The organism is Pricia mediterranea, assembly GCF_032248455.1.
Taxonomy (GTDB): domain Bacteria; phylum Bacteroidota; class Bacteroidia; order Flavobacteriales; family Flavobacteriaceae; genus Pricia; species Pricia mediterranea.
The window spans coordinates 1,904,318-1,926,577 of the sequence record NZ_JAVTTP010000001.1; the positions used below are offsets into that span (position 1 = coordinate 1,904,318).

Annotated in this window: 27 protein-coding genes; 25 read left to right on the forward strand and 2 right to left on the reverse strand. The window is 47.6% G+C overall.

Annotation, left to right across the window (positions count from 1 at the left end):
- Positions 1-145: 145 nt before the first annotated feature.
- The 15 genes from RQM65_RS07875 to RQM65_RS07945 all read left to right on the forward strand — a co-directional run bounded on the left by RQM65_RS07875 (position 146) and on the right by RQM65_RS07945 (position 13,238).
- A complete protein-coding gene (locus RQM65_RS07875) occupies positions 146-1,279 on the forward strand; it encodes a WG repeat-containing protein (RefSeq protein WP_314013966.1) in 1,134 nt (377 codons plus the stop codon).
- 14 nt (positions 1,280-1,293) lie between these two features.
- Positions 1,294-2,049: a flexirubin biosynthesis SDR family reductase FlxB gene (gene flxB / locus RQM65_RS07880; protein WP_432279840.1), complete on the forward strand. Its 756-nt coding sequence runs from the start codon at positions 1,294-1,296 to the stop codon at positions 2,047-2,049.
- Positions 2,050-2,317: 268 nt separating this feature from the next.
- Positions 2,318-3,535: a beta-ketoacyl-[acyl-carrier-protein] synthase family protein gene (locus RQM65_RS07885; protein ID WP_314013967.1), complete on the forward strand. Its 1,218-nt coding sequence runs from the start codon at positions 2,318-2,320 to the stop codon at positions 3,533-3,535.
- Positions 3,536-3,547: 12 nt separating this feature from the next.
- Positions 3,548-3,790 carry a phosphopantetheine-binding protein gene (locus RQM65_RS07890; protein WP_314016811.1) on the forward strand — a complete coding sequence of 81 codons (243 nt, stop codon included), beginning with the start codon at positions 3,548-3,550 and terminating at the stop codon, positions 3,788-3,790.
- 32 nt (positions 3,791-3,822) lie between these two features.
- A complete protein-coding gene (locus RQM65_RS07895) occupies positions 3,823-4,707 on the forward strand; it encodes a lysophospholipid acyltransferase family protein (RefSeq protein WP_314013969.1) in 885 nt (294 codons plus the stop codon).
- Positions 4,708-4,841: 134 nt separating this feature from the next.
- The gene (locus RQM65_RS07900) at positions 4,842-5,768 is read left to right on the forward strand and encodes an NADPH-dependent FMN reductase family protein (protein ID WP_314013971.1); all 927 of its coding nucleotides are present in this window, start codon (positions 4,842-4,844) and stop codon (positions 5,766-5,768) included.
- The gene (gene darB, locus RQM65_RS07905; protein ID WP_314013973.1) at positions 5,768-6,901 is read left to right on the forward strand and encodes a dialkylresorcinol biosynthesis protein DarB; all 1,134 of its coding nucleotides are present in this window, start codon (positions 5,768-5,770) and stop codon (positions 6,899-6,901) included. Before RQM65_RS07900 ends, darB begins: the two co-directional genes overlap by 1 nt.
- Positions 6,901-7,338: a hotdog family protein gene (locus RQM65_RS07910; RefSeq protein WP_314013974.1), complete on the forward strand. Its 438-nt coding sequence runs from the start codon at positions 6,901-6,903 to the stop codon at positions 7,336-7,338. Before darB ends, RQM65_RS07910 begins: the two co-directional genes overlap by 1 nt.
- A gap of 397 nt (positions 7,339-7,735) precedes the next feature.
- Positions 7,736-8,197, forward strand: coding sequence for a hotdog family protein (locus RQM65_RS07915; protein WP_314013976.1), 462 nt, complete (start codon positions 7,736-7,738; stop codon positions 8,195-8,197).
- A complete protein-coding gene (gene DarG, locus RQM65_RS07920; protein WP_314013978.1) occupies positions 8,194-8,595 on the forward strand; it encodes a flexirubin biosynthesis protein DarG in 402 nt (133 codons plus the stop codon). The genes RQM65_RS07915 and DarG overlap by 4 nt, the downstream gene beginning before the upstream one ends.
- Positions 8,588-9,595: a BtrH-related acyltransferase DarH gene (darH, locus tag RQM65_RS07925; RefSeq protein ID WP_314013979.1), complete on the forward strand. Its 1,008-nt coding sequence runs from the start codon at positions 8,588-8,590 to the stop codon at positions 9,593-9,595. Before DarG ends, darH begins: the two co-directional genes overlap by 8 nt.
- Positions 9,596-9,617: 22 nt before the next feature.
- The gene (locus tag RQM65_RS07930) at positions 9,618-10,361 is read left to right on the forward strand and encodes an ABC transporter ATP-binding protein (RefSeq protein ID WP_314013980.1); all 744 of its coding nucleotides are present in this window, start codon (positions 9,618-9,620) and stop codon (positions 10,359-10,361) included.
- Positions 10,354-11,622, forward strand: a complete 1,269-nt coding sequence (locus RQM65_RS07935; protein ID WP_314013982.1) for an ABC transporter permease — start codon at positions 10,354-10,356, stop codon at positions 11,620-11,622. Before RQM65_RS07930 ends, RQM65_RS07935 begins: the two co-directional genes overlap by 8 nt.
- A 55-nt stretch (positions 11,623-11,677) precedes the next feature.
- The gene (locus RQM65_RS07940) at positions 11,678-12,103 is read left to right on the forward strand and encodes an acyl-CoA thioesterase (protein ID WP_314013984.1); all 426 of its coding nucleotides are present in this window, start codon (positions 11,678-11,680) and stop codon (positions 12,101-12,103) included.
- Positions 12,096-13,238 carry a beta-ketoacyl synthase N-terminal-like domain-containing protein gene (locus RQM65_RS07945; protein WP_314013986.1) on the forward strand — a complete coding sequence of 381 codons (1,143 nt, stop codon included), beginning with the start codon at positions 12,096-12,098 and terminating at the stop codon, positions 13,236-13,238. Before RQM65_RS07940 ends, RQM65_RS07945 begins: the two co-directional genes overlap by 8 nt.
- Before the next feature lie 3 nt (positions 13,239-13,241).
- Here the strand turns inward: RQM65_RS07945 and RQM65_RS07950 are convergent, their stop codons facing one another.
- Complete coding sequence (locus RQM65_RS07950) at positions 13,242-13,511, reverse strand: type II toxin-antitoxin system mRNA interferase toxin, RelE/StbE family (RefSeq protein ID WP_314013988.1); 270 nt, start codon at positions 13,509-13,511, stop codon at positions 13,242-13,244.
- A 4-nt stretch (positions 13,512-13,515) separates the two neighbouring features.
- Complete coding sequence (locus RQM65_RS07955; protein ID WP_314013990.1) at positions 13,516-13,749, reverse strand: hypothetical protein; 234 nt, start codon at positions 13,747-13,749, stop codon at positions 13,516-13,518.
- Between the two features lie 289 nt (positions 13,750-14,038).
- Here RQM65_RS07955 and RQM65_RS07960 point away from each other — a divergent pair, with 289 nt between their 5' ends.
- The 10 genes from RQM65_RS07960 (at position 14,039) to RQM65_RS08005 (ending at position 22,180) form a co-directional block, all read left to right on the forward strand.
- Positions 14,039-15,100 (forward strand): methyltransferase, encoded by a 1,062-nt coding sequence (locus RQM65_RS07960; protein ID WP_314013991.1) that lies wholly within the window; start codon positions 14,039-14,041, stop codon positions 15,098-15,100.
- Positions 15,101-15,217: 117 nt separating this feature from the next.
- Positions 15,218-15,925, forward strand: coding sequence for a 3-oxoacyl-ACP synthase (locus tag RQM65_RS07965; RefSeq protein WP_432279841.1), 708 nt, complete (start codon positions 15,218-15,220; stop codon positions 15,923-15,925).
- Positions 15,922-16,179, forward strand: a complete 258-nt coding sequence (locus tag RQM65_RS07970) for a phosphopantetheine-binding protein (RefSeq protein ID WP_314013992.1) — start codon at positions 15,922-15,924, stop codon at positions 16,177-16,179. Before RQM65_RS07965 ends, RQM65_RS07970 begins: the two co-directional genes overlap by 4 nt.
- A gap of 195 nt (positions 16,180-16,374) precedes the next feature.
- Positions 16,375-17,712: a beta-ketoacyl-[acyl-carrier-protein] synthase family protein gene (locus tag RQM65_RS07975; RefSeq protein WP_314013994.1), complete on the forward strand. Its 1,338-nt coding sequence runs from the start codon at positions 16,375-16,377 to the stop codon at positions 17,710-17,712.
- Positions 17,713-17,961: 249 nt separating this feature from the next.
- The gene (locus tag RQM65_RS07980; protein WP_314013996.1) at positions 17,962-19,029 is read left to right on the forward strand and encodes a beta-ketoacyl synthase N-terminal-like domain-containing protein; all 1,068 of its coding nucleotides are present in this window, start codon (positions 17,962-17,964) and stop codon (positions 19,027-19,029) included.
- A gap of 20 nt (positions 19,030-19,049) precedes the next feature.
- A complete protein-coding gene (locus RQM65_RS07985; RefSeq protein WP_314013997.1) occupies positions 19,050-19,811 on the forward strand; it encodes a polysaccharide deacetylase family protein in 762 nt (253 codons plus the stop codon).
- Positions 19,792-20,580, forward strand: coding sequence for a flexirubin biosynthesis/transport protein LolA2 (gene lolA2 / locus RQM65_RS07990; protein ID WP_314013998.1), 789 nt, complete (start codon positions 19,792-19,794; stop codon positions 20,578-20,580). The genes RQM65_RS07985 and lolA2 overlap by 20 nt, the downstream gene beginning before the upstream one ends.
- On the forward strand, positions 20,561-21,172 hold the full coding sequence (gene lolB2, locus RQM65_RS07995; RefSeq protein WP_314014000.1) for a flexirubin biosynthesis protein LolB2: 612 nt from the start codon (positions 20,561-20,563) through the stop codon (positions 21,170-21,172). The genes lolA2 and lolB2 overlap by 20 nt, the downstream gene beginning before the upstream one ends.
- Before the next feature lie 7 nt (positions 21,173-21,179).
- Entirely contained in the window at positions 21,180-21,566 is a 387-nt protein-coding gene (locus tag RQM65_RS08000; RefSeq protein ID WP_314014002.1) for an ApeI family dehydratase, read from the forward strand.
- Between the two features lie 53 nt (positions 21,567-21,619).
- Complete coding sequence (locus RQM65_RS08005) at positions 21,620-22,180, forward strand: hypothetical protein (RefSeq protein ID WP_314014003.1); 561 nt, start codon at positions 21,620-21,622, stop codon at positions 22,178-22,180.
- The last annotated feature ends 80 nt before the right edge of the window (positions 22,181-22,260 follow it).

Genomic DNA, 22,260 nt, shown 5'->3' on the forward strand with positions numbered 1-22,260 from the left:
AAAGAGGGCAAAGAAGAGACGAAAGAGAAATAAGGTTCGCGGCTTTAAATATAGTCTCTTTTCGATATTTTGATCCTGTTTTTGTATCTTGTATCCTATATTGTTGTAGTACGTTCCCCTTTAACGAATTCAAAAAATATTACTTATGAAAACCACGTTCACTTTACTCCTAACCGTATGCTTGACCGCTTTTAATACTTTTGCCCAAGACCTCGCCTTGGTACGGGAAAATAAAAAATTCGGGTATATCGACAAGTCCGCCAACTACGTTATCGAGCCCCGATTCGATGATGCCAAATCCTTTAGCGATGGTCTGGCCGCAGCCGAACAGGATAAAAAATGGGGCTTTCTCAATGCTTCCGGCGAATGGGCCATTGAACCCCAGTATGACAAGGTCAAATATTTCAATTCGGGATACGCTTTGGTCTTGAAGGACGACCAATGGCAATATATCGACAAGAACAACCAAGTGCTCTACATTCCCGCTACGGAAGAAAAATTATACGATTTTGAGGATGGAGTCGCCTTCTGGCGGCAGGGCGATAAAGTGGGACTTTTAGGTACGGACGGTAAAATCGTGCTTGAACCTACTTATAGGACTATAAAGGATATTAAAAACGGACATGCCAAAGTCGAAAAGGGGGATGACCTGTGGGGCATGATCGATACCTCGGGGAAAGAAGTGATCCCTGCGGAATATGAGGATATCGGCAACACCTGGTCGCCGAACGGTGTCTATGGAAAAAAGAACGGGGTTTACGGAATCATCCACAACGGAAGCTTTAACCCCATCGAAGGCGCCACCGACGTTTGGATTTTTCACGGGGACTCCCAGATGACCTACGCCGAAAGGGATAAAAAAATCGGATATGTCGATAGCAGCGGAAAATGGGTGATCGAGCCGCAATTCGATAAGGCCAGGGCCTTTTCCGACGGACTCGCTCCCGTTGCCGATGGCAAAAAATGGGGCTATATCGATGAAAGCGGAAAAATGGTCATCGAGCCTCAATATCGGGATGCGGAAGTGTTTTCCGACGGAATGGCACCCGTCAAGGACAGGGACTGGGGTTTTATCGACACCTCGGGAAAACTGGTCATTCCCACGGATTACGATATCACGGCCGGTTTCGCCTTTTTAGCGGGAAATAACGAAAAGGGTTTTATTAACGGTCTTGCCCGGGTAAAGTCCAAAAAAGGATGGGGCTATTTTGACAAAAACGGCAAGCTGCTGGGGGATAAGTGGTTCGAGAATGCGGAACCCTTCGAATCGGTCGAATAGTCATATTATTATTTATGGACATGAAAGAGAAGGGCAAACAGAAGTATGCATTGGTGACCGGCGGGTCCAGGGGCATCGGAAGGGCCATCTGCATCCAACTAGCGAAGGACTCCGAGTATCGCATCCTTATCAATTATTACAGCAACGAAACGGCCGCCAAGGAAACCCTGAAGGCTGTGCATGATGCCGGCGGCCAAGGAGAGCTTTTGCCTTTTAACGTGACCGATGCCGCCAACGTAAAATCCGCTTTGGACAGCTGGCAAGAGACCAATGCCGGCGCCATCATCGAAGTAATCGTTAATAACGCAGGTATCACTCAAGATGGCATGTTTATGTGGATGAAGGCAGAAGATTGGTCGAAGGTCATCGATACCAGCCTCCACGGTTTTTTCAATGTAACCAACCATCTGATCCAAAAACTTCTGGTCAACAAATACGGGAGAATCGTCAATATGGTGTCCGTTTCAGGCTTGAAGGGCACGCCCGGCCAGACTAACTATTCCGCGGCAAAAGGTGCGGTAATCGGAGCGACCAAAGCCTTGGCACAGGAAGTGGCCAAAAGAAACGTCACGGTGAACGCCGTGGCCCCGGGCTTCATCGCAACGGACATGACGCAAAATCTGGATGAAAAGGAGCTAAAAAAAATGATTCCTGCCAATCGCTTCGGAACCGCGCAAGAAGTGGCCCATTTGGTATCTTTTTTAGCTTCGGAAAAATCGGGCTACATTACAGGAGACGTTATCAATATCAACGGAGGGATCTATTCTTAATTTCAGGCTATACCCAAACCGTTCAACCGGCAATGTGTTCCTGGACGACCCAAGACTATGGCCGCACACTGCGTCCCCAGTCAGGCACTACTGACCGCATCAGGGTTGGGGTCAGCATCAGGTAGGCGACAACCTTCAAATCCATTTTATCACTCTTGAAGTGCGTTGGGGACAAGATATCGCCACGCTGGGCAATTTTAAAACCAAAACTTCGTTAGAGTCCCAAACTTTAGTATATTTATTTACAAACGACTAGCTAAAGAGAAGAATGAGGAGAGTAGTAATCACAGGCACGGGCATTTATTCCTGTATCGGTAAGAATTTAGAGGATGTTAAGACATCGCTCTACGAAGGCCGGTCGGGAATCGTCCATGATCCCGAACGCGATGCCTTCGGATTTCGATCCCCGATTACGGGCATGGTCGAAAGCCCGAACCTCAAACCCTTATTATCCCGCAGGCAGCGTATCAGCATGGGCGAAGAGGCTCAGTACGCCTATATGGCCACTATCGAAGCCCTGGAAAATGCACGGATCGACCAGGATTTTTTGAACGACCACGAAGTAGGCATTCTATACGGTAACGATAGCACGGCCCGTTCGACGGTCGAGTCGGTCGATACCATGCGCGAAAAGGGTGATACCACCTTAGTGGGTTCGGGGGCGATTTTTAAGGCCATGAACTCCACAGTAACGATGAACCTTTCTACAATTTTCAAACTTCGGGGCATCAATCTGACCGTCAGTGCGGCCTGCGCCAGCGGTTCGCATTCCGTCGGGCTGGCCTATCATTTAATCAAAAGCGGACTGCAAGAATGCATTATCGCGGGGGGAGCACAGGAAATCAATCCCCTTGCAATGGGCAGTTTCGATGGACTGGGGGTTTTTGCGACGAATACGGAACATCCCGAAAAGGCGTCCCGCCCGTTTGACAGAGATCGTAACGGATTGGTACCCAGTGGCGGGGGGGCTACCCTTATCATAGAAAGCTATGAATCGGCCTTAAAGCGGGGTGCACCCATTTTGGGAGAGATTCTGGGCTACGGATTTTCATCGAATGGGGACCATATTTCTACGCCCAACGTTGAAGGCCCGACCAAAGCCATGAAAAAGGCACTGGCCGATGCCAACCTATCCGTCTCGTCCATAGATTATGTCAACGCCCACGCCACATCGACTCCGGTCGGTGATACGAACGAAGCCAAGGCGATAGACGCTGTTTTTGGGCAAAACCATCCGTACGTTAGCTCGACAAAATCAATGACGGGCCACGAATGCTGGATGGCCGGGGCGAGTGAAGTCATTTATTCCCTGTTGATGATGCGGCACGATTTTATCGCCCCGAACATCAATCTGGAAAATCCGGACGAAGACTCCGCAAAACTTAACCTTGTTAGGAAAACTTTAGATAAAAAAATTGACGTATTTTTGTCAAATTCTTTTGGCTTTGGCGGAACGAATTCCGCTCTAATCGTCAAAAAATGTTAGCTGAAAATGGTGATGACCAAGGAAAATATTATTGAAAAGGTTGATGCATTCCTCATCGACGATTTCGAAGTGGAAGAGGAAGCATTAGTACCTGAGGCCAACCTTAAGGACGCCCTTGATCTTGATAGTCTCGATTTTGTCGACCTTGTGGTCGCGGTAGAGAGCAATTTTGGGGTAAAGTTAACGGGAGAGGATTTCGTAAATATTCACACGCTTCAGAATTTCTACGACCTCATCGAAAGAAAGTTGGGCTAATCGAGACCGCAGCGCATTACAAAACCCGGAACATGGCTACGGAGTGGGAAGGAAAATCTAGAGGTACTCTTTTGGGGTACCAAATCTATATTTTCTTTCTCCGAAATTTCGGCATAACCGCGGCATATGCCCTTCTACGAGTGGTCATCGTATATTACACGCTGTTTTCTCCGAAGAGCAACCGCGACACCTATGCTTATTTCCGTAAAAGACATGGGTTTTCAAGGGCTAAAAGCATTATAAACATATATAAAAGCTATTATACTTTCGGCCAGACCCTGACCGATAAGGTCGCTATTTCAATTGGACTTAGAGAAAAGTTCACCTACGCCCACAATGGTATCGAGCACATCGACAACCTGCTCAAAGAAAATAAAGGGGGCATCTTGATCAGTGGCCATGTAGGCAACTTCGAGATTTCCCATTATTTCTTGGAAGATCGCTACCATATTTCCAATATCAGTATGGTGACTACCCACGCCGAGCACCAAGATATAAAGGAGTATATGGAGCGTATTTCCGCAAAGTCACATTTGGAGTTTATTGTGGTCAAAGACGACATGTCGCATATCTTCGAAATCCATAAAGCTATCGACGAAGGCGGATTGGTGGTATTCACTGGAGATAGGTATATGCCAGGTTCGAAGACGTTGACAGAGAATTTTTTGGGCAAAGAAGCGCATTTCCCGATGGGTCCCTATCAACTGGCCTCACGGTTGAACCTACCGGTACTGTTCGTATATTTTATGAAAGCCTCGAAACGGCACTACGAACTCTATGCCCAATCGGCCGAATTCAAGGCCCGGGACGCACAGGGCTTGTTACAGGAATATAGCGAAAGTATGGAGGGTATCCTAAAGGAATATCCCCTGCAATGGTTCAACTATTATGACTTTTGGAAAGACAGGAAAGAATAGCGGCTTACCTTTCGAGCACAGCAAAAGCTGCGGTGCATTGAAAGTCCGTCGTACAGGATGCGAGATAGCTTGCTGGCCACATCGGATACTGTACGGCTAACAATTTTATTAATAAAAAACAGGTTGAGTTTTTTATGAAAGAGGTACTGATCATACACTACTCCCAAACCGGGCAGTTGACTAAGATTATGGAGAATATAAGCAGTACGCTTAGCGGCGATACGGTCAATGTTTCCCATTACGAAATCGTTCCCGACCCCCGGTATGATTTCCCTTGGGACCCGCAGCGATTTTACGACGTGTTTCCTGAGAGCTTTCTGCAGATACCTGCCGACTTCCATCCTCCCGGGGCGGAAATCCTCAGTAAAAAATATGATTTGGTAATCCTAGGCTATCAGGTGTGGTATTTGACCCCGTCCATCCCTATAAATTCCTTTTTGAAATCGGATTTTGCGAGTAAACTTTTGAAAGACACCCCCGTGGTATCCGTGGTGGCCTGTCGGAACATGTGGATCCAGGCTCAAGAAAAAGTCAAGCGGTTGCTGGCCTCGGTCGATGCCCGGCTGGTCGGTCACATTGCCATGGTCGATCGGCACATCAACCATGTCAGTGTGATCACCATCCAACGTTGGATGCTAGCAGGAAAAAAGGATAGCTATCTCGGGATATTCCCAAAGTCCGGGGTGTCGGATGCCGATATCGGCGATGCCGTGAAATTTGGCCATCCGATTAAGGATGCCCTACTCGCGGACGATTTTTCGAACTTGCAGCACGACTTGCTACAGCGCGATGCCCTCCGGGTAAATCCTTTCTTGGTACGTACCGACGAAAGAGGCAACGTGCTGTTTTCGAAGTGGGCAAACCTGATTATTAAGAAAGGCGGTCCGGGAGACCCCAAACGCCTGAAATGGATTGGTTTGTTCAAATATTATTTGTTATTTGCCATCTGGGTCATAGCCCCAATAGTTTTTGTGGTATTTTTGCTCACTTATTTTCCCATGACCCGAAAACGGAACAGGGAAAGAAAGTATTACTCTTCCGTAGCTCTAAAGCGTACATGATGAAGGACGTTTACATAACCCGGATCGCGAAATTTTTGCCCAACGCCCCGGTCGATAATGAACAAATGGAGCAAAGGTTGGGCGTAATCGACGGCAAGGCTTCCAAAGCCAGGCGTCTCGTACTGCGCAACAACAAGATAAAAACCCGGTACTACGCGCTTGACGAAAATGGCAACGTAACCCATAACAACGCCCAACTGACCGCTACGGCCATCAAGGCACTTTGTGACAGTGATTTTACGGTGAAGGACATGGAATTATTGTCTTGCGGCACCTCGAGTCCCGATCAGATATTGCCTTCCCACGCCAGTATGGTACACGGTTTTTTACAAAATCGGAACATGGAGATCAACTCTCCCTCCGGGGCCTGTTGCTCAGGAATGAACGCCCTCAAATACGGGTACCTCTCCGTGAAGGCGGGTCAGACCAAAAATGCCGCTTGCGCCGGCAGTGAACGTACGTCTACTTGGATGAAAGCGGATGTTTTTGCTAACGAGGTCGCCCACCTTAAAGAGCTGGATGACAATCCGATTTTGGCATTCAACAAGGAATTTTTACGTTGGATGCTCTCCGACGGGGCCGGGGCCGTGCTATTGGAAGGCGAACCCAATGGGCAGCATCCCATAAAAATCGAATGGATCGACGGGTATTCGTATGCCCATGAAATGGAAACCTGTATGTACGCCGGAGCAGAAAAGGAGGATGACGGTCACCTGACGCCCTGGAGTGAAATACCTGCGGAGCAGTGGGGCAAAAAATCGCTGTTCGCCATGAAACAGGATACCCGTCTATTAGGCGCCAACATTTTAAAAAAAGGGGTCGATAGTCTAAAACAGGTCTACGAGAAACACAATATTGGTCCCGATAATGTTGATTATTATCTGCCCCATATCTCCTCTTACTATTTCAAACAAGGTCTATATAACGAAATGAAAGCACAGGGTGTGGAGATGCCTTGGGAAAAATGGTTTATGAACCTCGAACACGTCGGCAATATCGGAGCCGCATCAATCTATGTGATGTTGGAGGAGCTGATAGCGTCCGGAGGGCTCAAGAAAGGGGACAAAATCCTCTTCCAAGTTCCCGAAAGTGCTCGTTTCTCGTATATGTACGCCTATCTTAGCGTTTGCTAATGGCGGGAACGAATCATCATATCGCCTCCGGAGACCTACTGGAAAGCCTGATTCCTCAAAAACGTCCTTTTGTCATGGTCGATACCTTGGCCGAGTATGGGGAACACCACGTGGTATCCCATTTTACCGTAACGGCCGATCATATCCTGGTCTCCAAAAGCCGCTTTTCCGCCCCGGGCTTAATTGAAAACATGGCCCAGACCATTGCATTGCATACCGGTTATAAATTTCACCTGTTACGACAGCCGGCCCCCACGGGCTACATCGGTGCTATCAAGAAAGCGGAAATCTTTCAACTCCCCATGGTATCGGAAACCTTGGTAACACGGGTAGAAATACTACACGATATTATGGGGGTCAGCTTAGTTAGGGCCAAGGTGGAGTGTGAGGGGGCGTTGATGGCTTCAAGCGAGTTGAAAACGGCTTTGGCACCGTGAAGCGAAGCCCATGTCGGGAACGGAGAACTAAATCGGAAACCAGTATGTATAAGGCGCAAAAGAACCAAGAATCGAGGTGCTGACCGAAAATCCCATGAAATATCAGAGTTCGATCGACCATTATATTTCAATGCGTCTTCAGCTTTTTAAATTTGGGTCCCACCAATAAAATAGTGCCTCAATGTCGACCCTGGGGATGGGTAAACTAAACCATTATGGATTGGAAATTTATAGGTTCTGACAGCAATGGAATTGCAAATGGTTATTGGGTTATTTAGTTGGTATGTCGGAAAACCCAATAACGCAATAACCCTTCAAGTAATACATGAGACTAAAATGTTTCTGCCAACTAAAGTAGCTGCAATAGAACTACAGGATTTCAACCTTAGACTAAATAATGAAACAGGCTCGTTATGACATCAATATCAAGAACTTTCTCCCGCATCGCGAACCGATGTTGATGGCTACTGTAACCCCCTATCTCGACGAAGATTCGGTGGTCACGCATTTTGAAATCCGGGGAGATTGCATCTTTTTGACTTCTAGCGGCCTTCTGTCGGAAACCGGTCTTATAGAAAATGCCGCCCAGGCCAGTACGGCCATCGTCGGCCAAAGTTATTTTGACGATGAAGATCTGGAAGGTGCTGGAAATTCGGTTGTAGGTTACATCAGCGCCATCAAAAAAGCGGAGATACACGAACTGCCAAAGATCAACGAGCTGTTGGTGACAAAGGCTCGCTTAGTCTCGCGATACGACACGGGCAGCATGAGCATTTGTACCATAAGCTGCTCCACTTTTAGAAACGACGATTTAATCGTAGATTGTAGTTTCAATTTTCTGATCCACGAGGTAGAATGAAAAAGAAGGAAGTACCACAGGACAAAAGCAATCTTGAAAAGGCCAACATAAAGGACATGGTGTACGCGGTGGGCGAGAACGGGGAATATACCACGGAGCTAAGCACCGGATGGGAACCGAAGTCCATCGCCCTCGACAACGCCATCAGGGAAATCGAAGAGCGCACAGAAGCGGCCAAAGCACGCTTTTTGAGAAACGAATCGAGTCCGATCGAATATTACATGGAACTGCACAAAATGGATATCCCTATTTTGGCCAGCTACGTGGGATTATGGCAATGGCGGGTCAAACGACATCTTAAGCCCGTGGTATTCAAGAAGCTAAAGTCGAAAACCCTCCAAAAATATGCCGATGTGTTTGAAATTTCGATTGAACAATTAAAACGTATCGATGAGTGAAACCCTAAAAATCGACTTCTCCCACAAACAATCCGCCCACTGCGAAAACGGTGTAGTCTCGAACCTCATGCGGCACAATGGCTTTGAGGTCAGCGAACCCATGGTCTTCGGCATTGGTTCGGGCCTGCTATTCAGCTATCTCCCTTTTATCAAAGTGAACCATGCCCCTGTTTTTACCTACCGGGTACTGCCCGGGCTAGTGTTCAACCGTTTTGCCAAACGCGTCGGCATAAAGATAAAGCGAGAGAAATTCAAGAGTCCCAAAAAGGCAAAGTCCCGACTGGACCAAAACCTGAGAAAAAATAACCCGGTAGGCTTACAGGTCGGAGTGTACCACCTGATTTATTTTCCCGACGAGTATCGCTTTCATTTTAATGCCCATAACATGGTGGTCTATGGAAAACAAGATGACCGGTACCTGATTAGCGATCCTGTCATGGAAGACGTGACCTCTTTGACCGAAAAAGAACTTGAGAAAGTCCGATTTGCCAAGGGAGCCTTCGCTCCCAAGGGCCATATTTACTATCCCACCGTCTTTCCCGAAGAACTACACCTGGAACGGGCCATCGTCAAGGGCATCAAACAGACCTGCCGTGACATGACCGCCCCTGTGCCGATTGTCGGGGTCAAGGCGATACGATGGGTAGCGCGGAACATCCGGAAGTGGCCCAAAAAAATCGGCCCAAAAAAGACCAACCACTATCTGGGCCAAATTGTTCGTATGCAAGAAGAGATTGGCACCGGTGGCGGCGGCTTCCGTTATATCTACGCGGCGTTTTTGCAAGAGGCCGCGGAGGTACTGCAAAACGAACAACTCAGAAAATTCTCCAAAGAAATGACCGAAATCGGGGATTTATGGCGTGATTTCGCCTTGGATGCCTCGCGAATCTACAAAAACCGCAGTGCCCTGACCGACGGATACAATGAGATTGCCGACCAAATGGAAGCTATCGCAGAGCGGGAAAAGGTTTTTTTCAAAAAATTGAAAAAAGCGGTTTGATCTAAGATGAAAGAAGACCATCATGATTCAAGTCAACGAACTTTCCAAGAAATATAAGGGTGCCGAGGCCTATTCGGTATATAAGCTGGACCTCACCATTAAAGCGGGTGCCATTTTCGGTTTGTTAGGGCCAAACGGTGCAGGCAAAACGACCCTGATCTCCATGTTGAGTTCCTTGCTCAGGCCGACTTCGGGCTCCTTCAGCATCGACGACCTCAACTACCGGGAACACAAAAACCGACTGAAACAACTAATCGGTATCGTTCCTCAAGAATATGCCCTGTATCCCTCGCTGACCGCCTATGAGAACCTATGGTACTTTGGAAGCATGTACGGGTTAAAGGGTGACCGGTTAAAAAAGAAGATCCTGGAGCATATCGAGATATTGGGACTATCAAGTTTCGCCGATAAAAAAATCGTCAACTTTTCGGGCGGCATGAAACGTCGTATCAATCTTATCGCCAGCATCATGCATCGTCCCAAAGTACTGTTCCTCGATGAGCCTACGGTCGGGGTCGATGTGCAATCGAAGAACGTCATCATGGACTATTTGGCACAACTGAACGCCGCGGGAACCACCATTCTCTATACCTCGCACCACCTGAACGAAGCGGAAGCCTTCTGTACCCGGGTCGCCATTATCGATTTGGGAACTATTGTCTGTAAAGGAACCCCGAAAGCCCTAATAACACAACATCAAGACGCCAAGAACCTAGAGGATGTATTTTTGGCTCGGACGGGTAAAGCTCTGCGCGACCATGCATAAACTGTGGGCCTCGACATATAAGGAATTTCTATTGTTGGTACGGGACTTTGGGGGATTGGCCATCCTTTTTTTGATGCCCTTGTTACTGGTCATCACAATCACCCTGGTTCAGAACGACACCTTCAAAACCCTAAAGGAGGCAAAAATTCCCATTTTGCTGGTGGATAACGACGGGGGCGCCGTTTCAAAAACAATTCAGGACAACCTTAGAAGTTCATCACTTTTCAAAGTGGAGCTTCAACCGACCGAAAGCTCGGTTCGGGAGCTGGTTCGAACGGGAAAGTATCAGTTGGGGATTGCCGTTCCCGAGAACCTGTCGCGTGACCTAAACCTTAAGGTCGCCGATAACGTGGCCGGTATTATCGAAAGGTTTGGAGGCTCGGAAGATCGCATTCCGTCGGTGAAATCCAAATTGGAGCCCAAGGAAATCAGACTCTATTTTGACCCGGCGACCCCATTTTCGTTCCGTAATTCGGTCAAAAACGGTATCGATCAAATGGTATCAAAAATCGAGACCCGGACCATCTATCAGGCTTTTCAAGAAGAACTGACCGATGATCCGTCGGAAGCCATCTTTGATACCGAACCTTTTTTGGTTTTTAAGGAAATAACCCCATCCCGAGGAGGAAAAGAAATCATCCCAAATGCCACCCAGCACAATATTCCGGCTTGGTCGCTCTTTGCCATTTTCTTTATCATCTTGCCCCTGTCGATCAACATGGTCAAGGAAAAAAATCAAGGTACTTTCGTCAGGTTGCGCACCCATCCGGTATCCTATGCAACCTTTCTCGGCGGAAAGACCATAGTGTTTCTTGGGGTGGCCCTTGTACAATTCGCCTTAATGCTGTTGGTCGGCATCTATCTGTTTCCTCTGATAGACCTTCCAAAACTCGAAATTTCCCGCAAGCTTCCCCTACTTTTTTTGGTCGCTTTTTTTGCCGGATTGGCCGCGGTAGGTTTGGGGCTGCTATTGGGTTCCATCGCGAAAACACAGGAACAGTCCGCCCCATTCGGAGCTACATTTGTGGTCATTCTGGCCGCATTGGGCGGGGTTTGGGTGCCGGTGTTCGCTATGCCGGACTTTATGCAGGTACTCTCCAAAATTTCACCGATGAACTGGGGTCTCAACGCCTTTTACGATGTTTTCTTAAGAAATGTGGGGATTTTGGAACTGCTTCCCGAAATCGGGTTATTGTTATTATTTTTTGTGTTGACTACGGGCGTTGCTATCTTTTACAATGAGCGGGAGAACGCGGTGTAAATTTTTAACCTCATTGTAATCCACAGAAACCTCATCAAAACATTATTTTTACAGTATGAACGAAGAAATCAGCCATACCAGCGAAATTAGGGTACGCTTTGCGGAGTGCGACCCTTTAGGCATCGTCTGGCACGGCAACTACATCCAGTTTTTTGAGGATGGCCGGGAAGCTTTTGGCCGCCATCACGGTATCTCGTACCTCGACCAAAAAGCGAACAATTTCTCCACCCCGATCGTATCGTCAAAATGCAAGCATAAACTGCCCCTTCGATACGGAGACGTCGCCACGATAAAGACGACTTATATCGACTCGCCCGCTGCCAAGATGGTATTCAAGTACGAGATCCTGAATCCCGATGGTGCTGTGGTCTGCACCGGAAAAACCGTTCAGGTCTTTGTGGAGTTACAGGGCGAGCTTTCGCTGATAATGCCCCCTTTTTTCAGGGAATGGAAAATAAAAATGGGACTTTTGGATGGGTAAGGTTTATCTTTCACATAACAATATCATCTCGTCGCTAGGTTTCGATAGCCCTTTCGTGATAGATCAGATCAGCGCGGAAGTTTCGGGATTGCATTTGGTAGACGAACCGAAAATCCTGCCCCGTCCGTTCTACGCTTCCATGATTCCCAAGGAGGACCTAGACGACGCTTTCGGCAAATTGGAGGCCGAATCATCGCACACCCGTTTGGAAAAGATGCTGATGGTATCGCTCGACAAGGTACTAAAGGCACCGGAAATCGAATTGACCGATCGAGTGGGACTGATACTTTCTACTACCAAAGGCAATATCGATGTCTTGGAAAGCGAGAGTCCGTTTCCCGAAAAGCGTGCATATTTAAGTGTCTTAGGCCAGACACTACAGCACTACTTCGGCTTTGTAACAGAACCCATTATCGTATCGAATGCTTGTGTTTCAGGGGTATTGGCACTAGTTACCGCCCAACGTTTGATCGATCAGGGAAAATTCGACCATGTTTTTGTTGTAGCCGGCGACTTGGTCACAAAATTCATTATTTCGGGGTTTAATTCCTTTCAGGCCCTGAGCGATGCACCCTGCCGACCCTATTGCGCGTCCCGCTCCGGTATCAATATCGGAGAGGCGGCCGCCAGCGTTTTGGTCACAAAGGATAAAAATCGACTGGTCGCCGAAGCTGTCGAAATTTTGGGGGGAGCATCCTGTAACGACGCCAACCATATTTCAGGGCCGTCGCGTACCGGGGAGGGGCTGTTTCGCAGTATAAGCTCGACCCTAACGGAGACTGGCTTATCCCCAAAGGAAATCGACTACATTTCCGCCCATGGCACGGCTACGATGTACAACGACGAGATGGAGGCCATCGCCTTTGACCGAGCCGGATTGGCCAACACCCCTCTGAACAGCCTCAAGGGCTATTTTGGGCATACCTTGGGCGCATCGGGATTGATCGAGACGATTATAGGCATGCATTCGTTGCACCGAAATACGCTTTTCGCATCGAAGGGCTTTCAGACCCTGGGTGTTTCCCGACCGATAAACGTCATCGAAAAAACGACCCCAAAAAAATTGGATACCTTTCTTAAGACGGCCTCGGGCTTCGGGGGAAGCAATACCGCGGCGGTTTTCAGAAAACCCTGATTTTTATTTGAACAAATCGGAATGCGAACCGATCCTGATTAATCTGATGATTTTGGGCGATTCGATCTGAAACCAAATGATAAATAGGTCGGGTTTAATGTGGCATTCCCAATTATCTTTATACTCATGTGGTCTGCGTTTTGCAGAGATTGCTTGAACGCCTTTTTCTTCCAAAATCTTCAAAACATCTACTGCAAGTCCGAAATCCTTTTGGTTCCTCTTTATTTTTTTAAGGTCTTTTTTGAACTTGGTGGTAGAATCCAAATAGTACACAGGTCTATAAATTGGCCACCCAAGTATCCAAATCGTTTATCCGCTCCAAATTCTTACTACTTCTAGCCTCCTCGATCGCCTTTTTGGTTTCCTCGTTGGGAATGCTGCCAACATCCTTATGCAGCAAACCTTCGATATAGTTGTTCAAGCTCCTGCGCTGGGCCTTTGCTTTTTCCTTTACCAATTCAAGAAGTTCTTCGTCGAAACGAAATGCCGTTTGTACTTTTAGTAATTTCATACGTTCAAATCTTTTTAATTATCTAGAAGTAAGTTAATTGAAAAATTGAGAACGTATGTAACCGCTACGCTCTCGCATTAAAAATTTTAAACATCGCCTTTTGCGAAGTAAATTTTAAAATTTCTGAAAGCTCGTTTCATGAGGCTTGCCTTAGATAGCGGAAAGGCACGAAATAACAACTTGCTATACAATCGCACTCAACTTGTTTGTTGCCGCCATCCTTTTTTTTTGGTTTTCTAATCCGTCCGCAATCCCTAAATTTGCACCCCAAAACCAATTGACAAGCAGCATGTCCAAAAAAAAGAGAAAAGCTATCGAAGCCTTGGAAGAGGCGCAAAAGATCGCTTTTGCCCCCTTTGTGTTCCAGGCGGTGATTTCGTTGCGCAAACTGGGCGTGTTGGATTATCTGTTTGAGAACGGCTCCGAAACGGGCGCAACGATAGAAGACCTGTCCCAAGCCCTTTCCATCAGCGAATACGGACTGAGCGTGCTGCTCGAAATCGCCGAAAGCTCCGACATCGTAGAGAAAAATGTGGATGGAGGGTACGAGCTGACCAAGACTGGCTATTTTTTGAACTACAACCAGATGACGGAGGCCAATCTGAACTTTACGCAAGATGTCTGCTACCAGGGCCTCTTCCACCTGCACGATGCCATAAAAACGGGCAAGCCCAGTGGCCTGAAAGAACTGGGGCCATGGCCGACAATCTATGAGGGTCTTTCGCAACTGTCGCCCCACATCCAAAAATCATGGTTCGAGTTCGACCATTTTTATTCGGACGAGATTTTCGGAGAGGCCCTTCCGCTAGTGTTTCGGCATAAACCGAAAAAGCTGTTCGACATCGGCGGCAATACCGGCAAGTTCGCCGTGCTTTGCTGTAAATACGACCCTGAAGTGAACATAACGATTTTCGATCTGCCCGGACAATTAAAAAAAGCCCTTGCGAACGGTAGGGAAAACGGGTTCGAGGACCGGATATCCGGACAGGAAATCGACTGGTTGTCCGACAATCCCGAAATTCCCAACGGGGCCGACACGATTTGGATGAGCCAGTTTTTGGATTGTTTTTCAAAAGATGAAATCCTAAAAATCCTAAAAACCTGTGTGATATCGATGGATGACGCTACGGAGCTCATCATCATCGAGACCTTTACCGATCGGCAAAAATTCGATAACGCCCGTTTTACGCTCGAAGCCACGTCCCTATATTTCACGGCCTTGGCCAACGGGAACAGTAAGATGTACAAGGCCACAGAATTCAGCGAGCTTGTCGAACAGGCGGGTTTGACCCTCGAGGAAGACCTCCCGGTGGGGGAATTCCATACCATGTTCGTTTGCAGAAAGGCATGATATATGGGACTATGGTGAAAAGTACAGCGAAGGAAAACGTACTCGAATCGAGACGGACGGCCCTGAAATGGTCCCTACACTCTCTTTGATTACCCTAAAAACTGTTTCGGATTTATTTTGGAAAGCAAGCACTACATATCAAGCTATTGCCATATTAAAGCCAATCGGATATCCCTAAATGGAAACGTGCTTTTCGAGGAGGCTGCGGACGACCTCGTTCCTTTTATGAAACTGGCCTATAGGAATTTCAAGACCGATTATCCAAAATTCTTTAAGATGGACCGGCTGAGCAAACTGGCCTTTTTGGCGGCAGAAGTGCTTTTGCTCGACCGCACTCCTTCGGCGAGGGGCCAATCTCAAGAAAATTCATCCCATGGAAACCCGTTCCAAAACAATCCTGTGCACGTCGACCCCTCCCTAGAAAATTCATCCCGTAAAAATCAAAACACAGCCATCATATTATCCAATCGGGCCTCGAGTTTGGATACAGATCGGAAATATCAGGAATCCATTTTCGATACGGACAATTTTTATCCTAGTCCAGCCGTTTTTGTCTATACTTTGCCCAATATCTGTATCGGAGAAATTAGCATCCGGCATAAACTGCGTTCCGAGAATAGTTTTTTTATCTTTGACGCGTTTAATCCGGGGTTTATGAAGGATTATTCCGAAAGTCTTTTGCAAACAGGAAAGGCGGACCAAATACTGTGTGGATGGGTCGATGTCGATGGAGATAGCTACGAAGCTTTTCTATATCTGGTATCGCCGACCGGAGAACGTTTGCACACCGAACAACAATTAATCAAATTATACGCAACCCCATGAGCGACCTAAAACAAGAATTGAAGGAGAAAATTATAGAACAACTAAACCTGGAGGATGTTGCCATCGAAGAAATCGAGGATTCCGATCCACTATTTGGCGATGGATTGGGACTGGATTCTATTGACGCGCTGGAACTGATCGTGATGCTCGATAAGGACTACGGCATCAAATTGGCGGACCCCAAGCAGGGTAAGGCCATATTTGAATCCGTGAATACCATGGCCGGCTATATCAAGGAACACCGTAGCCGATAGGGTTTGGACTAGGTGCCCGAACAGCGACTTTAGACGAGGCTGTCCGGCTGATCGGAGTGCGGGCGCCCATGCCGAGCGGAGACAAAATGCTAGTCCCGACGAATCGAACGAACCGCCATTTTGCGGTAACCTATCCGCTAGTGATAAACTGGATAAAATTCATTAAACAGCCAAAATAATTTCCTGAATCCAATAATGATAAACGGAGTTGCAATAACGGGCATGGGTATCATTTCCGCCATTGGAAACAATGTGGCGGAAAACTATGCGTCACTTGTTGCGGGCAATAAGGGGATTACTAGGATATCACAGATCGAGACTATCCATAAGGATGAGATTATGGTCGGGGAAATTGCCGATACCAATCCCGAATTGGAAAAGCGACTGGGCTTTGCTGAAAATGAGGTTTCCCGCACCGTGTTAATAGGATGCACTGCAGCAGCAGAGGCCGTCTCCCATGCAGGAATCACGGATATCAACGATTTGCGTACCGGGCTGATCTCTGGTACAACCGTTGGGGGAATGGACAAATCGGAGCAGTATTTCTACGATTATTTTAACCGGCCCGAAGTAAGGCAGCATATTACCGGCCTGCACGCGGGCGATTCCACAAAAAAAATAGCGGCGCATTTGGGTCTCGAAGAGAGCTTTGTGACCACGATCAGCACCGCCTGCTCCTCGGCGGCCAATGCCATCATGTTAGGGGCGCGGATGATACGCTCCGGCCAACTCGATCGGGCCATTGTAGGCGGTACCGACTGCCTTTCAAAATTCACCATTAACGGCTTTAAGACCCTCCTGATCTTGTCCGATACCTATAGTGCCCCTTTTGACGAAGAACGGAAAGGCCTGAACTTGGGAGAGGCCGCGGCCTACCTGGTGTTGGAGTCCGAAGCGCTTGTCAAAAAAAGGGATGCATCGGTACTCGGCTATGTGACTGGCTATGGCAATGCCAACGATGCCTACCATCAAACGGCCTCTTCCGAACACGGCGACGGCGCGGTACTTGCTATGGAAAAAGCCCTGAAAACAGGGGGACTTCGGGCCTCCGATATCGACTACGTCAACGCACACGGCACGGCAACCCCCAACAATGATCTGTCGGAGGGACGGGCGCTGATACGGGTTTTTGGCGAGAAAGGAAACGCTAACGGCAATGCTGGCGAGGGCGGTACTGACGGTCGGGGCAACGCTGGCCGCGACAAAGGGGACAAGCACCTTCATGACAAACTGCGAGGTCTCGGAAAAGGGCCAGGCAATGGCAGCAAGTTCAAAAAAGTTCCCGATTTCAGCTCTACCAAAGCCTTTACCGGGCACACCTTGGCCGCGGCCGGAGGGGTAGAAGCGGTCTATTCCATATTGGCGCTGCAACACAACACCATTTTTCCGAACCTCAACTATAAAACCCCGATGAAAGAATTTGACCTCTCCCCCGTTACCGAGGTCACCAGAAGACCATTACAGCACGTACTTTCGAATTCCTTTGGATTCGGGGGCAATTGTTCGACCTTGATATTTTCTAAGGAAGTGTGACAGGAAGACATGAAGATCAACAAAGAAAATAAAACGTATTTCGAGCTGACTATTTTAACTACGGTAGCTGATACCGACGAGGCTTATTTTCTCAGCAAAAACAACTATTCGGGTGTGGGATTCCGGCCCACCGGTACACGTCCACTTTATGCAAGTTTTCAAACAAAAGGTTCTGGTAGATGCACAAGCTAAAAACCCCACAATTGCACAGGCAAAACTCCTAAATCTATAAATTAATAAACCAAAGTAATGCCCGTTTACATCAACAGCACAGGATCTGTTTCCGCTCAGAAGACCTTTGATAGTGCGCTATTTCTGGAGGAAATCGTTCGACATAACGAGACTGTGCTGAACGTCATCGCACCCAATTACAAGGAATATATACCTCCTGCGGCGGCACGAAGGATGGCGGAGGGCATCAAGATGAGCACGGTGGCCGCCAAAACGGCAATGACCGAAGCTGCCATGAAAGAAGACGAAATCGATGCCATCATCGTGGGCACCGGTCTGGGCTGCATCGGCGATTCGGAAAAATTCGTCAGCGATATCATCAACAACGACGAGCAGTTTCTGACCCCTACGCGCTTTATCCAGTCCTCCCACAATACCGTGGCCGGCCAGATTGCTTTGGGCATAGGCTGTAAAGGCCATAATTTCACCTACGTACATTCCGCCATCTCTTTCGAATCGGCATTGTTGGATGCAAAAATGCAATTGGATATCGGGGAGGCATCGCATATTCTGGTCGGCGGGGTCGATGAACTGGTCGATCATCATGTGGACACCCATCGGTTGATCGGACACATCAAGCAAGAGCCGGTAGAAACCATGTCTCTTTTAGAATCGGGTACAGAAGGTGCCGTCTTTTCCGAGGGTGCCCATTTTTTTACGCTTTCCAATGAAAAACGGGACTCTTGTAATGCCGAACTGGTGGCGGTCAAGACGTACAATACTTTGGCGGAAGACCAGGTGGCAGAAAAAACAGCGTCATTTTTATCCGAAAACGGGATGGATCCGGATGCCATAGATGTAATCGTTCTCGGCTATAACGGGGATGTGGAATTCGACGGTTACTACGATGCACTCAGAGAAGGCTTGTTCGAAAATACTGCCCAGACCTACTTCAAACATTTATCAGGTGAGTACGATACCGTCTCGGGATTCGGTTTTTGGCTCGCCAACAAAATCCTGAAAAGACAATCCATCCCCCAAGCGGTCCGCCTGAATATGGGGGATGCAAAATCTCCCGAGACCATACTGATCTACAATCAATACCGTGGCGAAAACCACAGCTTTACCTTACTTCGAAAATGTTGAGGCGCAGGGTAATCAATCCTATGGCACTGATTTTAACCTCGAGCTTGGCCGTTATGGCCTTTTTTGTGCCAATCCCGTGGTGGGCTTTCGCGTTACTTGTTCTCGCTTGGTTGATCATAACCGCCATGGGTTCTTTTTTCGTGGGATGGGACTACCATTTAAAATCCTTGCACCACAACCCGGATACGGGCGAGAATTGGGTGTCCCTTACTTTTGACGACGGCCCTAACCCGGAATTTACGCCAAGAGTCCTGAAACTATTGAAGAAGCATGGCGCCACAGCCACTTTTTTCTGTATCGGAAAGCAAATCGAAAGGCATCCGGAAATTTTAAAGCAAATTCTTGAAGAAGGACATTCGATAGGAAACCATACCTATTCCCATTCCCGCACCTTCGGATTTTTTACCTCCAAGAAGGTAAAGTCCGAATTATTGGCTACAAAATCCGTTGTTGAACAATTAACGGGACTCAAAATGAACCTCTACCGTCCGGCCTTTGGGGTTACGAATCCCCAGATCGAAAAAGCGATAAAAAGCTTGGGACTGCTATCCGTCGGATGGAGCGTACGCTCATTGGATACTACCCCCCGGTCCGAGGATAGAATATATCTTCGAATCACGCGGCGGGTCGCTAAGGGCGATATCATCCTTTTGCATGACACCAGTGAAAAGACCCTCGCTGTTTTGGAACGGTTATTGGTATTTTTGCGGAAGAAAAACCTAGAGTCCGTTCCCGCGAATAGACTTCTGGAAATTGAGGCCTATGAGCAACTTGAAAGTTAAGATACTTTATCAGTTCCCCGCAACCTTGTCCGCCACATCCAAGTCGGGACTAGCAATTCAGAAGTGTATGTATCCGCCGACCGCAAGTGATTCGAACCATCCGGTAACCAAGACCATCTCTAGCGGTGTGCCCGCTCCCGAGATGTTTTGGAGCGGCGCGCTCTTTCTTTTGTTTCTTTTGTTCTCCACTACAGTTTTTGCCCAGACCCCAATGTCCGCTGCCGAGGCGAAGGCCCTACGGACGACGGTAAAAAAACAGGCCGATACCACAACGACAATTACCAGCGATTTCATCCAATACAAGCACCTCGATTTTCTCTCCGAGGACATCGAATCGAAGGGTCGATTGGCTTTCAAGGCACCGGATAGGGTCAAATGGGAATATGTAACCCCTTTTTCCTACGCCATCATCTTCAAAGACCAAAGACTGTATATCAACGACGCCGGCAACAAAAGCGATCTGGACATCGGTGGAAACAAGATTTTCGAACAGCTAAGTCAACTGATAACGGCAAGCATTCGCGGCAATCTGTTCGACGAGCAACAATTCGATATCTCCTATTTTAAAAAAGAAGGCCATAGTCTGGTGCATCTCATACCAAAGGATGCCCAATTTTCGGAGTTTATCAAGGCATTTCATATGACATTTAATCCGTCGGGCGAAGTGACCGAGGTGAAAATGATCGAACCATCCGACGATTATACCCGGATCGTCTTTAGCAATCGAAAGACCAATCAACCCCTATCGGATGCGGATTTTGATCAGTAGTCTTATCGCCTTTGCCTGTATCGCCTGTGCCTCTTACCCCAAGAAAAACGGCTTCGAAGCGGTGGAGAACATCGCAATAAAAGTTCTGAATCCTTATTTTTCGGATAGGGCCAAAGATTATGTTTACAAGGCCAAGGTCGAAGCCTTCGACAAAACCTTTGGGGGACTGCTCATCCTGAAAAAACTGGGTATAAACCATCACCGCATCGTTTTTACGACCGAAATGGGGAACACGTTGTTCGATTTCAGCTTCCAAAACGGTGGGTTTAGGGTAAACCGAATTGTAAAGGAAATGGACCGCAAAATACTGATCAGCATCCTAAAAAAGGATTTCGCGGCCCTCATTGTCGAACAGCCGCCCGTGTTGCAAACATTCATCGATAATGACAATAGGGTGTATGCCACCGATATCCTATCCAAAAAACACTATTTTTACCGTTCGGAAGGGCAATTGGACAAAATTGTACGGGTAAAAAACGCTAAGGAAAAAGTAGTTTTCCTGTTTTCGGAAACGGAAGTACATCGGGCCGGCAAAATCGAGATTTTACACTCCGGGTTTCCATTGGCCATCACCTTAATCGGGATTTATTGAAGATAGTATGTTGATACAAAATTTATATAGCATTCAAAGCTTTACCGCGAACGGGGAATCGGTATCTGCTTCGGTGAAACTGAACAAGGACCACGAAGTATTCAAGGGCCATTTCCCCGGAAATCCCATTATGCCAGGCGTCTGTACCATTCAACTGGTCAAGGAATTGACGGAAAAGGCCCTGAAAAAAGAGCTCTTTTTATCTGTTGTGTCCAACGTAAAATTTATGGCCATTATCAATCCCGAAAAAAACGACACGATACAGGTAAGCCTGCACATCTCACAGGAGGAAGGAAACATAAAAGTAAAAAATAGCGTGTCTTTCGACGATACCTTGGCACTAAAATCGAACGCACGGTTTCGGCCAATGGAGATTCATAAGGGCAAGGATTAAGAAATTTCTTCTAAAGCTTAGGCCAAAACCATGACCAAGATAAAAATACCGCAATGAAACTATCCTTGGTACTATTTTTTATAGGATGGGCGACAGGCTTTATCGGCCCTATGGAACCGACGTCGGCGAAAATGGACCCAACCGGTAATGCATTCATTTACCGCCCCTTAGACACCATCGACCTCGCCACCGTCAGGGAGGAGTATCGCGAAGCCTCACAAAACGAGGAAGCGACCAAAGCGCTGTATCAGGCTTTAACGGGCGTAGGAAAAGACGACAACACGGTCTTGGTAGCCTACAGGGGAGCGGTCACCACCATGATGGCGGATTACGCGCAGGGCATCAAAGACAAAAAAACTTTATTTAAGGAGGGTCGGGAGCTTTTGGAACATGCCATAGAAACCGAGCCTGACAACGTAGAAATCCGGTGCATCCGTCTCAGCGTACAGGAAAATGTGCCCAAAATTACGGGATACCACAAAGAGATAGAGGCAGACAAACAGTTTATTCTCGAAAATTGTGCCTCAATGACCGATAAAGGCGCGAAGGCCTTTGTCAAGAGATATGTCTCCCAGTCCGAAGCCTTTACCGAGGCCGAAAAACGAATGATCTAGAAGCGGGAACGAAATAGGCTGGCAAAGCTACCTTCCGGCCGCTAACTATGAAAATCGGACCTAGAAGAACAACTCAAGAC